Origin of the sequence: Aeromonas bestiarum (assembly GCF_028751155.1) — a bacterium.
Lineage (GTDB): Bacteria > Pseudomonadota > Gammaproteobacteria > Enterobacterales > Aeromonadaceae > Aeromonas > Aeromonas bestiarum.
This window is the reverse complement of record NZ_CP064746.1, coordinates 779,557-790,000: the sequence shown is the minus strand read 5'-3', so window position 1 is coordinate 790,000 and position 10,444 is coordinate 779,557. Positions and strand designations below refer to the sequence as shown.

The 10,444-nt window shown below is 61.4% G+C and carries 10 protein-coding genes (1 of these 10 cut by a window edge); 3 read left to right on the top strand and 7 right to left on the bottom strand.

The features are described 5' to 3' along the window. The 3 genes from erpA to clcA form a co-directional block, all read right to left on the bottom strand. Nucleotides 1–223, bottom strand: partial view of an iron-sulfur cluster insertion protein ErpA gene (gene erpA, locus IU367_RS03885; protein ID WP_043141728.1) — the 5' portion only. Its footprint begins 128 nt before the window's first position; 223 of the gene's 351 nt are visible here — the first part of the coding sequence; its start codon is at nucleotides 221–223; its stop codon lies off the left edge, out of view. Between the two features lie 90 nt (nucleotides 224–313). After that, on the bottom strand, nucleotides 314–1,009 hold the full coding sequence (locus IU367_RS03880; RefSeq protein ID WP_103472466.1) for a DUF6776 family protein: 696 nt from the start codon (nucleotides 1,007–1,009) through the stop codon (nucleotides 314–316). Nucleotides 1,010–1,096: 87 nt separating this feature from the next. Next, nucleotides 1,097–2,506 carry a H(+)/Cl(-) exchange transporter ClcA gene (clcA, locus tag IU367_RS03875; RefSeq protein WP_274453496.1) on the bottom strand — a complete coding sequence of 470 codons (1,410 nt, stop codon included), beginning with the start codon at nucleotides 2,504–2,506 and terminating at the stop codon, nucleotides 1,097–1,099. 241 nt (nucleotides 2,507–2,747) lie between these two features. Between clcA and hemL the strand changes: the two genes are divergently transcribed. After that, on the top strand, nucleotides 2,748–4,034 hold the full coding sequence (gene hemL / locus IU367_RS03870; RefSeq protein WP_274453495.1) for a glutamate-1-semialdehyde 2,1-aminomutase: 1,287 nt from the start codon (nucleotides 2,748–2,750) through the stop codon (nucleotides 4,032–4,034). A gap of 212 nt (nucleotides 4,035–4,246) precedes the next feature. After that, nucleotides 4,247–5,062 (top strand): hypothetical protein, encoded by an 816-nt coding sequence (locus tag IU367_RS03865; protein WP_274453494.1) that lies wholly within the window; start codon nucleotides 4,247–4,249, stop codon nucleotides 5,060–5,062. An 88-nt stretch (nucleotides 5,063–5,150) separates the two neighbouring features. Here IU367_RS03865 and IU367_RS03860 read toward each other — a convergent pair whose 3' ends face one another. Next, entirely contained in the window at nucleotides 5,151–6,053 is a 903-nt protein-coding gene (locus tag IU367_RS03860) for a sulfite exporter TauE/SafE family protein (protein ID WP_043141717.1), read from the bottom strand. Nucleotides 6,054–6,310: 257 nt separating this feature from the next. After that, nucleotides 6,311–7,024: a phosphatase PAP2 family protein gene (locus tag IU367_RS03855; protein ID WP_274453492.1), complete on the bottom strand. Its 714-nt coding sequence runs from the start codon at nucleotides 7,022–7,024 to the stop codon at nucleotides 6,311–6,313. A 205-nt stretch (nucleotides 7,025–7,229) separates the two neighbouring features. Here IU367_RS03855 and IU367_RS03850 point away from each other — a divergent pair, with 205 nt between their 5' ends. Then, on the top strand, nucleotides 7,230–7,757 hold the full coding sequence (locus IU367_RS03850) for a DUF2937 family protein (protein ID WP_274453491.1): 528 nt from the start codon (nucleotides 7,230–7,232) through the stop codon (nucleotides 7,755–7,757). 79 nt (nucleotides 7,758–7,836) lie between these two features. Here the strand turns inward: IU367_RS03850 and IU367_RS03845 are convergent, their stop codons facing one another. Both IU367_RS03845 and IU367_RS03840 read right to left on the bottom strand, forming a co-directional pair. Beyond that, the gene (locus IU367_RS03845) at nucleotides 7,837–9,417 is read right to left on the bottom strand and encodes a DUF3369 domain-containing protein (RefSeq protein WP_241280821.1); all 1,581 of its coding nucleotides are present in this window, start codon (nucleotides 9,415–9,417) and stop codon (nucleotides 7,837–7,839) included. A 125-nt stretch (nucleotides 9,418–9,542) separates the two neighbouring features. Then, nucleotides 9,543–10,424 carry a LysR family transcriptional regulator gene (locus IU367_RS03840; RefSeq protein WP_043141706.1) on the bottom strand — a complete coding sequence of 294 codons (882 nt, stop codon included), beginning with the start codon at nucleotides 10,422–10,424 and terminating at the stop codon, nucleotides 9,543–9,545. Nucleotides 10,425–10,444 lie beyond the last annotated feature (20 nt).

Below are 10,444 nucleotides of genomic sequence, written 5' to 3'. Positions count from 1 at the left end.
GATCGATCACCATGGTGACCCCACTCTTCTCAACCACTGTGTCCCCTTCATTGATCTTCTCATCGAAGGTGAAACCGTACTGGAAACCGGAGCAGCCACCGCCCGTGATGTAGACCCGCAGCTTGAGCTCGGGATTTTCTTCTTCGGTGATCAGGTTCTTCACCTTGTTGGCTGCCGCATCCGTCATCTGGATTGGCAACGGGGCTTCTGCTACTGCACTCATTACTGACCTCACAACCGTTAAATCCACAAACATGGAAACCGCGAAATTATCCAATACCCGACCATTTAGTTCAAGTATTCACCAAGCTTCTTACTGCACCGCAGGTGCCGGCGCAGGCGGAGCAACCACCAATGGTTTGATCACCTCCCCCCATTCCGCCAGCAACTCCTGGGCTGGTTGCCGACCCTCTTTGCCAATAGTGACACGCACCCGGTCCGGTACAAAGCCTTCCGGCAATTGCCAGTTGCCTTCCAGCAGCTGAAAGTAGCGCAAGGCGTAACGCCCCTCGCCCACTTTCATGCCGAGCTCACGACTGCCGAGGGTGCTGGGCTTGTCACCCAGGCTCCCTTCTACCTTTATCTGCACCTGACCGCGAAACAGTTCGCGCTTCTTGGCTGGCTGGGTCAAGGCCAGCCGATAGTGATAGCGACCGGGAATACTGGTCTCCTGCAGGGTGAGGTTATCGATCACCACCCCCACCTGCTCACCCGTCGGTCGCATGATGCGCTCGAAGAAGGCCAGCTGCCGCTTCTGTTCCTGCACCTGGGCTTCCTGATCCTTGAGCGTCTGCTGCAGTTGTTCGAACGCGGCTCTCTGGGTGGCCAGCAGCGTCTCCTTGATGCCGAGGTCACTCTTGAGCTGGCCAATCGCCTTGCCCTGCCGCTCCAGGGTCTCCTGCTGCACCGTCAACAGGCTGCTCTGGGCCAGTTCCTGTCGATTACCGACGAAATACCCGATCAGCGCGCCCATCAGCAGCACAGCCAACAACTTCACTATCTGGGACATAAGGCCTCTTTTGTTACTGCGCCATACAGCGGCCATGCTCCCTTCACTATACGCGACTAGACCGGATTCGCGCTGACATACAAGGAGTTAACTGGCAATGGCACCGCTGTCTCCCCGCTTTTGACGCGCCGCAAGCCGTAAAGTTCGCTCCAGGATCTGCGAATAGATGGGACGCCCACCCAGCCATTGAGCCACCAGGGTTGCCCCGACCGTGGTGATCATCATGGGCAGGATCAGCTGGTAGTTGTCGGTCATCTCGGTGACCAGCACGATGCCCGTGATGGGGGCCCGTACCGTGGCGGCAAACAGCGCCCCCATGCCGGCGATGGCAAAGGCGCCCGGCTCTATGCCAAGCTCGGGAAATGCGGCATAAAACAGATGACCAAATACGACGCCAAACAGGGTGCCAAGGGCCAGGGTGGGAGCAAACACGCCACCGGGCGCACCGGAGCAAAAACAGACCAGAGTAGCCACCAGCCGGATGGAGAAGATGAGAAACAGGGTCGCCATCGCATACTCACCGCCCATCAGATGGGGAATGAGCTCTGTCCCCCCGCCGGTTACCGAGGGGGCAAACAGTGACAGCACGCCGAAGGTGCCCGCCACCAGCATGCCGATGGCGACAAACCGGTGGCGTTTGTTCCGGTGCAGCGCCAGATAAGCATCCTGACAGGCCAGCACCAGCTTGTTGAAGACGAAGCCCAGCACCCCGAAGGTGGCCCCCATGAAGAGGAACAACCAGAGCGCCTTCAGCGCCGGAGCATCATAGTGCGGCAGGCTGATCACGGGCGCCTGACCCTTCATGTTCTGCAGCATCAGGCTTGCCATGATGGCAGAGATCCCCACCGCCTTGATGGCCAGAAAGGAGTAGCGAAACTGGGGGCGCATCTCCTCCATCACGAACAGGATCCCCGCCAGGGGCGCATTGAAGGCGGCGGCCAACCCACCCGCAGCCCCGGCAGCCAGCAGGGCATGGCCGTGCTCCTTCGGCAGCCTGAAGATATCCGCCACCATCTTGCCCAAGTTGCCCCCGATCTGCACCGAGGGCCCCTCCCGTCCCAGCACCATGCCTGAGCTCAGGGTGCAGATGCCGCCAAAAAACTTGACCGGCAACACCCGCCACCAGCGCACCGGACGCAGATCATCCATGGCACCCTCGATCTCGGGAATGCCGGAACCGCCCGCTTCAGGGGCAAAGCTGTGGGTGAGGAAGTAGCCGACAAAGCCCAGCAGGGCGCTGAAGCCAAAGCCGAGCAGACCGAGCTGCCACCAGGGGCGATCGGCCAGCAAGGCGAGCCGCAGCCCGGCCAGCCAGTGCACGCCAGATTCGAACAGGCCGCACACCAGACCGGCCAGAGTGCCGACCAGGGCTGCCAGCAAGAGTACCAGCAGCGGCATCTTGTCTTGCTGAACAAGCCGCAGCAAGGCAGGGCGTCGCAAGACGGAGCCAGGGGAAGAGGAGAGCGGGTCGGAGGAGGAGAGTTCTTGTTGCACCAACGTATTGCACCATTTGGAAAAACCACATTCGTCTGCAGACAGACGCGGGGATCATCCGGCATGCCGCCCGGCTGCCCAGCACAGGGCCTTTCTGCTATAGTCGGCCCGTTTCATTTAGCACGGGGCAGGCTTGGGGCCCGGATGACGAGAGCGCAAAGCATACTCCACCGCCCCCTCACTGCCGAGCCGCAATCGGCCGCCTGCGCCTGTGTGACGACCAAAATCCCATTAAGGATGATCCATGTCAAAATCAGATCAGCTGTTTGAACAGGCCCGCCAGACCATTCCGGGTGGCGTCAACTCACCGGTCCGCGCCTTCAATGGGGTCGGCGGTACACCCCGCTTTATCGATCACGCCGATGGTGCCTACCTCTATGACGTGGATGGTCAGGCCTATGTGGATTACATCGGCTCCTGGGGCCCCATGCTGCTGGGGCACAACCACCCGGCCATCAAGGCCGCCGTCATCAAGGCGGTGGAGAAGGGGCTGAGCTACGGCGCGCCGACCGAGATCGAAGTGCTGATGGCCGAGAAGGTGCGCCAGATAGTGCCCTCCATGGAGCAGGTGCGGATGGTCAACTCCGGCACGGAGGCGACCATGAGCGCCATCCGCCTGGCCCGTGGCTACACAGGTCGCGACAAGATCGTCAAATTCGAAGGCTGCTACCACGGCCACGCCGACTCCCTGCTGGTCAAGGCAGGCTCAGGCGCCCTGACGCTGGGTCAGCCCAACAGCCCGGGCGTGCCGGCCGATTTCGCCAAGCACACCCTGACCTGCGTGTTCAACGATCTGGATTCGGTGCGGGAAGTCTTCAGCCAGTACGGCAGCGAGATCGCCTGCATCATAGTCGAGCCGGTGGCCGGCAACATGAACTGCATCCCGCCGGTGCCCGGCTTCCTGGAAGGGCTGCGCGCCATCTGTGACGAGGCCGGCGCCCTGCTGATCCTGGACGAGGTGATGACAGGCTTCCGCGTCTCCCTGCGCGGCGCCCAGGGTTACTACAATATCGACCCTGACCTCACCACCCTCGGCAAGATCATAGGGGCCGGCATGCCGGTCGGTGCCTTCGGCGGCAAGAAGAAGGTGATGCAGTACATAGCCCCGACCGGGCCGGTTTATCAGGCAGGCACCCTCTCCGGCAACCCCGTGGCCATGGCCGCCGGCCTCGCCATGCTGGATCTGCTGCTGGAACCGGGTCTGTATGACCAGCTGAACGCCAAGACAGCCCGGGTGGCCGAGGGGCTCAAAGCCGCCGCCGCCAAGCACGGCATCCCGCTTGCCATCAACTACGTGGGCGGCATGTTCGGCTTCTTCTTCACCGACGAGACCGAGATCACCCGCTACGAGCAGGTGACCCGCTGCGACATGGAACGTTTCAAGCGCTTCTACCATCTGATGCTGGAAGAAGGTGTCTATCTGGCGCCAAGCGCCTACGAGGCAGGCTTCCTGTCGCTGGCGCACGGTGACAAGGAGATTGAACACACCCTGGCCGCCGCCGAGCGCAGCTTTGCCAAGCTGGCGGGTTAATCCCGACCCGGTTTGGTGAGAGGGCCCTTCACGGGCCCTTTTTCATTGCCCCATGCCAGGCCTACCCCAGGCCCTGTCACGGTTCTGGTGCAATCCCCCTGTGGCCTCCTCCCGTTTGCCACTCTCTGGTGCAACAACCCCTGCCATCCCTGTCATAAAGCGGGCCCACTATTTGCACACCATCAGCAGGAGCCCACTTGACCGAGGTGTGTATGGCAGAGATGAGCCCCATCGATGTGCTGCGGCGCTATCAGGAATACGAACCCGAACTGACCCCCTTGTTGCTGGGGCTGCTCACCGCCCCCCTCGACTCGCTCAGGGGTTATCCCTTCATACTGACCATAGGCCAGAGCCATGAGCCTGCGAGGATCCTGCCCCCAGTGCCAGCGCCGCAAGCACAGCTGCGCCTGGTGGTGCAGGGTCATGGCCGGGAGCTGACGCTCTGCCTCAATCAGCTGATCGCCTGGCTGATGGGGGACAGAGAACGCCGCCGGGCCATGCCCTGGTTCAAGGCGGTGTACGTGGTGCTCAGCATGGCACTGTTCCTAATCGTCGCCACCCTGATCTGGCATGGGCTGGAGCAGCTCTACCTGCTGCTGTGCGGGACGCAGCAGAACCGGCTCGGTGCCTTCAGCGCCATCATATTCCTGACCCTGGCGCTGGCGGTGTTCGATCTGGGCAAGACGATTCTGGAGGAGGAGGTGCTGCTGCATAAGGACATCTTCCGCCACAGCGCAGTTCGCCGCACCATCACCCGCTTCATCGCCGCCATCCTGATCGCTGTCTCCATCGAGGGACTCTTGCTGCTGTTCAAGGGATCCCTCGGCCAGAGCGAGCTGCTCTGGCCTGCGGTCGGGGTGATGGGGTGTGCCGTGGGACTGCTGCTGGCACTGGGGCTGTATGTGTTTCTGGGAGCCAAGGCGGAGGCGGCACTGGTGCAGGCTAGCCTGCGACGCCCACCAGCCGGGGTTGAGGCTGACGCCGCAACGCCCGCCAGGAGACGCATCTGGTCCAGGCGGTATAGATGACGATGAAGGCCAGCGGCCACGTCAGCATCACCACCGCCTGAACCAGCAAGGTGCGGCAAGCACAGCGCCGAAAACGGCGCCGTGCAGGCTAGCCAGCGACGCCCGCCAGCCGGGGTTGGGACTGGCGCCGCGCAGCCCGCCAGGAGGCGTACATGGTCCAGGAGGTATAGATGACGATGAAGGCCACCAGCCACTTCAGCATCTCCATGTCCATGGATTTGACCAGCATGGCGGCCAGCACCACGCCAATGGGACCGAAGATGGCCACCGCCAGCACCGCCTTGGCATCGAAGGCTCCCTTGCGGATGAAGGTGCCCGCCGAGAAGACGCTGAGCACGGCGGTGGAGCCCATCATGATGGGGAAGGCCGCCAGCGGATTCATGCCGAGCAGATAGACCAGCGTCATGCAGGGGGCAAACAGGCCTATGCCGACGTTCATCAAGACCCCGAAGATGAAGTTGCCGAGCAGGGCAATGCCCAGCTTGTAGCCGGTCAGCCCCATGGCATCGCCACCGAGGGGGAACAGCCCCAGCAGACCCGCGAAGATGAGCCCGGCCACCACCAACAGGGAGACAGCCATCACCAGCCGTATGGTCTGTCGATCAAACGACGCCACATGGCGTGCCCCCCAGGCCGCCCCCACAGCCGCCGCCACCATCATGCTGATGAGGGTGAGCGGATCCACCTTGACCACACCGATGAAGATGAGGGACTGGGTCACGGTCGGCAACACGCACTGACCGTTGAGGGTGCCGGGCAACAGGCGATCATCGATCAGCTTGAACTGCTTGTAACAGGCCGTCTTCACCGCGAAGCTGCCGACGCCCAGGGTATCGAGAAAATTGGCAACAAACCCGATGGCAGCCACGGGCCAGAACGGGGTGGGTTCCAGCGATCCCTGTCGCCGTTTTTGCCACCAGGCCTGAACCAGCATGAAGATGAAAGCCAGGGCACAGATGATGAATATCAGGCGCAAAAGATTAATTAACATACAGAGTTCTCCAGCAACGGGCGGCGATTCTAAGGCAGTCAAAATAAAAAATCTTGGTCGGGATCAACCATTCACCCCATGCAAACGATTATCTGGAGAAAGTCCTGGCAGGCGCGCTCGAACGGCTCTGCTAATACTTGTCTATGAGGGCCAGCAGGCCTGGGGCCATCGGTGGTAGTCATGGTCATTTCGCGACGACCACAGTCACCGATGGGAAGTAGCCAAAAAGAAGGCCGGCATGCACCGACCTTCTTTTTTTATTGCTGACCGGCCCGTTGTCCGCAATCCGTCTCGTGCAGCCAAGGCAAACGGGGCGCGAGCCAGCGGATCAGCGCATCCGACAATCCCGTCAGCAGCAAGAGTGGCAGGCAGAGCAGGGTCAGTGACAAGGCCCCCACATAGACGTCCGTCAGCCAGTGGGCGCCAGAGAGAATGCGGGGCGCCGAAAACAGCGGCACCATCAAGAGGGCCGTCACTTTGGCCCGGCGCGGCAGATAACGCAGGGTGAAGCCGGCGAAGATCATCAGGAACAGGGCGTGGTCGCCGGGAAAGCTGTCGCTGGAGGAGTCCTTGGTCGGGATCGCGCTGAGCTGGGTGACACGCAGCGCATCTGGCACCGTCAGAGTCGGGCTGGGCCGGCTGACCGGCAGCAGATGGCCGAACTGGTTGATAGCCAAGGCTCCCAGCAACATGACGATCCCCATGGCCACCAGGCGGCGGCGACCGAACTCACGGGAGCGGAAGAAGCCAGTCGCGAGGATCAGCCCCATACAGGCCAGCACCGCCAGATCGAACAGGCGATTGTTGGTCACGGCCACCGCATCGGCCCACAGCCGAGACTGGCCCAGCCAGCCGTTGACCAGATGGAAGACGGCGAGATCCCACTGATCCCAGGGACCATGGGCAGGCAGGACACTCCAGCTGACGGCGATCAGGCCCCCCACCAGATAACACGGCACAAACTTGTTCATGCAGACGCTCCTCTCCCCAAAAAAGCGCAATATTTTAGAACATAAAAATCGTGACGTGAATCACATAAATGTAAGCAGGGGTAAACAAGACAAGCCGCCGGGATGACCTCAGCTCGGTCCTGTCACGACCAGCCAGAGGGGGGGTGGTGTGCCATCTTGGCCTGAACCCGGCTTGCGGCTAGTATGAGGGCTCTTATTTAGCGAGATGATGAGGAATATGCGCAGCTACCTTCGCATTATGCTGTTTGCCCTGGGTTTACTGGCGGGCGTTCAGATACCGGGTCTTATCGACCTCTACTACCAGCGGCTGGATGCGCGTCTGCAACAGGCCAACCTCAGCCTGGTGCCGTTTCAGGGCACGGCGGATCAACACTTCAACGGCGATCTGACCGCGCTGGTCAACCACTATCGCACCAATCCCGACCCCGTGTTTGCACAGGATGCCACCAGCCTGCAGCATCTGGTGAGCCAGCAGCAGACGCTGTTGCAGGAGAGTGCCTTCAAGGATCGCCCTTGGTATCAGCAGCTGACGCACCTGCTGCTGCGCGCCGATGCCCAGCTCTGGCAAGACACACTGCAAAACTACAGCTACCTGGTGCCGCTCAAGCAATCGGCCATCATCTGTGGCATGTCGATAGGCTTCATCGCCGCCTTGCTGGGGGATCTGCTGCTGAGCCTGCTTCTGCTGCCATTTCGAAAGCGACAACCGAGAACACGCCATGCCCTGCGCTAGCTGTAACGCATAAACATCGCGACAGAGACAAAAGTAAAAGGGGCCTGATGGCCCCTTCTTTACGCTCAGACTGACGCGTTCATACCTCATAAGGCAGCCGTGACTGTGCCACCAGCCGATCGAGCGCCTGTACCACCTGGGGATCGAACTGGCTGCCCGAGCGGGACTGTATGTATTCCATGGTCTGCGCCAGCGACCAGGGCTCCTTGTAGGGACGCCTGCTGAGCAGGGCATCGAACACATCGACCACAGCCACTATGCGGGCCGACAGCGGGATCGCCTCCCCCGCCAGCTGCTCCGGGTAGCCCTTGCCATCGAAATGCTCGTGATGCCCACGGGCGATCTCGGCCCCCAGCGACAGATAGCTGGTGCCTTCGACCATCTCGCCCGCCTTGTAGAGGATGTTGGCGCCTATGCCCGCATGCTGCTCCATGATGAGCCTCTCATCTGGCTCGAACCGCCCCGGCTTGTGCAGTATGTGGTCAGGGGTACCGACCTTGCCGACGTCGTGCAGTATGCTGGCCATGCCGATCATGTCGACAAAACCGGGGGTCAACTCATCCGGGTAGGCCCCCGCCTGCTGCATCTCGGCCACTATGGCATCGGACAGCTTTTGCACCCGCAGCACGTGCTCGCCGGTATCCGAGTCGCGAAACTCCGCCAGTGCGGCCAACGCCACCACGGTCGCCTCCTGGGCGCGCAACAGCTGGTTGTAGAGATAAAGGTTGTCGTATGCAGCCGAAATCCGCTGACAGAACACATCCAGCAGATCGCATTCGAGGGGATCGAGCGGCTGGGTCGGCGTAAAATTAAGCACAAATTCACGGCCGTTCTGGGCGGCGATATAGAGCGCATCCTGTGGGTGTTCGAAGCGGTTGCGGCGGTTGGCGAGCGCACTCATCACAGAGTCGTGCAGCGCAGGAAAGGCGCTCAATGGCACCTCGTCGAGCAGGGATTCATAGTCACCAGTGGCGGCCAGGATCTCCAGCTCCTGGGTGCCCGGCCGACGTTCGACGCAGATGGCCCCCTCCGTGCCCACATCCAGGATGGCGCTGATCTGTTTGAGCACGCCGGAGGCAAATTCCCGAAGCGAATGAAGGTGATAGAGATCCCCCGCCCCCTCAAGTATCTTGCCTAGCCCCTGCCGGCTCTTGTCGATGGCGCAGAGGGTCTCGTAGGAGCGCAACGAGGCGATCACTGTGGTGTAGAGCTTCTGCACCGTCAGTTCCGTCTTGGTCTTGTAGTCGTTGATGTCGTAATCGAGGATCACCCGCTGCTCCGGAGCCTGACCGGGCTGGCCGGTGCGCAGCACGATCCGCACCAGGCTGTTGTGCATCTCGTTGCGGATCTGGTGTACCAGCCGCAGCCCTGCATCTTCCGTCTCCATCACCACATCCAGCAGGATCAGGGCGATGCGCGGGTTGGCCAGCAGCATACGGGCCGCTTCGGCACCACTGTAGGCATTGAGGAGTTCGAGGGGACGGGATTTGTATTGAATGTTGGAAAGTGCCAGCCGGGTTGCATGATGAATATCCGGTTCATCGTCCACGATCAGTACCTGCCAGGGGTTGATCGCCTTGGTCACCACGACCTCATCATCGTCCAGCTCGATGATGTCGTCATCCAGCCAGATCTCATCCTTGTCTTGGGCACTGCTCATATCGTTCACGCCTCCAGGCGCTGCATGAGTGTATTGACAGTATGTACCATCAGGCAGCGATGGATCACAAGAAGCCGCTGCGTTCAGCCCCTCGTCAACGGCCCTGGGACGCCCGGTTTGCCTGCTTATTCGAAAGGCTCCAGATAGGCCTGGATCGCCTTCTTCAACCACGCCAGCACCTTGCCATGATAGGCGTTTTCCGACAGATAGACGCCATAATCGCGCCATTGCAGGCTGAATTTGTGTTTCAGGGTCAGCAGTTCCCCCTGCCGCAGCTGACTCTGGATCAAGGGGGAAGGGAGCACGGCCCAGCCCAGCCCGTCCAGCACAGCATCCCGCATCAACTCGAAGCTGGAGAGGCCTATGTGCTGGCCGCCGATGGGGAGCAGGCTCTTGACCGAAAATTCATCCACGTAGGAGAGGGTGACCTGGGTATGGCCGGTCAAATCCTGCTGCAACACTCGCTTCAGGCTGGCCAGCGGGTGGCTCGGCGCCACCACCATCAGGGTGCGGATCGGATTGAGCACATCTATGTTGAGACCGCTGCGCTCCTGCTCCTCTGTGATGAGGCCGAAGGCGGCATCGACAAACCCCTCCTCCACCAGGGCGGGCAGCTCGGGGGGCGAGGCCAGCACCAGCGAGATACTGGTGCCTGGAAACTGGCGGCGCAGCGCGCCCAGCAGGTCGCGCCAGACCAGCTCGGGGATGGCATCATCCCGCGCCACCCGCAGCGCCACCTCGGCACCGGAGGCATAGTGCTCGCACTTGAGCTTGAGGCTGTTGGCTGCCTGCAGCAGCCGCTTGCAGTCATCCAGCACCAGCTCGCCGATCTCGGTCAATCGACTCTGGTTGGCCCCTCGTTCAAAAAGTTCGACGCCAAGCTCAACTTCCAGTGCCGCGATCGCCGTGCTGACCGCACTGCGGCTCTTGCCAAGACGGCGCGCCGTATTGGCGATGGAGCCGCTGCTGGCGGACTCGACAAAGAGTTGTATCTGATAAAGCTTCATGACCGGGGCCGATGACGGAG

Coding starts and splice junctions, on each gene's coding strand:
- IU367_RS03880 (WP_103472466.1), bottom strand. CDS start 1,009: ATGTCCCAGATAGTGAAGTTGTTGGCTGTGCTGCTGATGGGCGCGCTG.
- hemL (WP_274453495.1), top strand. CDS start 2,748: ATGTCAAAATCAGATCAGCTGTTTGAACAGGCCCGCCAGACCATTCCG.
- IU367_RS03865 (WP_274453494.1), top strand. CDS start 4,247: ATGGCAGAGATGAGCCCCATCGATGTGCTGCGGCGCTATCAGGAATAC.
- IU367_RS03860 (WP_043141717.1), bottom strand. CDS start 6,053: ATGTTAATTAATCTTTTGCGCCTGATATTCATCATCTGTGCCCTGGCT.
- IU367_RS03855 (WP_274453492.1), bottom strand. CDS start 7,024: ATGAACAAGTTTGTGCCGTGTTATCTGGTGGGGGGCCTGATCGCCGTC.
- IU367_RS03850 (WP_274453491.1), top strand. CDS start 7,230: ATGATGAGGAATATGCGCAGCTACCTTCGCATTATGCTGTTTGCCCTG.
- IU367_RS03845 (WP_241280821.1), bottom strand. CDS start 9,417: ATGAGCAGTGCCCAAGACAAGGATGAGATCTGGCTGGATGACGACATC.
- IU367_RS03840 (WP_043141706.1), bottom strand. CDS start 10,424: ATGAAGCTTTATCAGATACAACTCTTTGTCGAGTCCGCCAGCAGCGGC.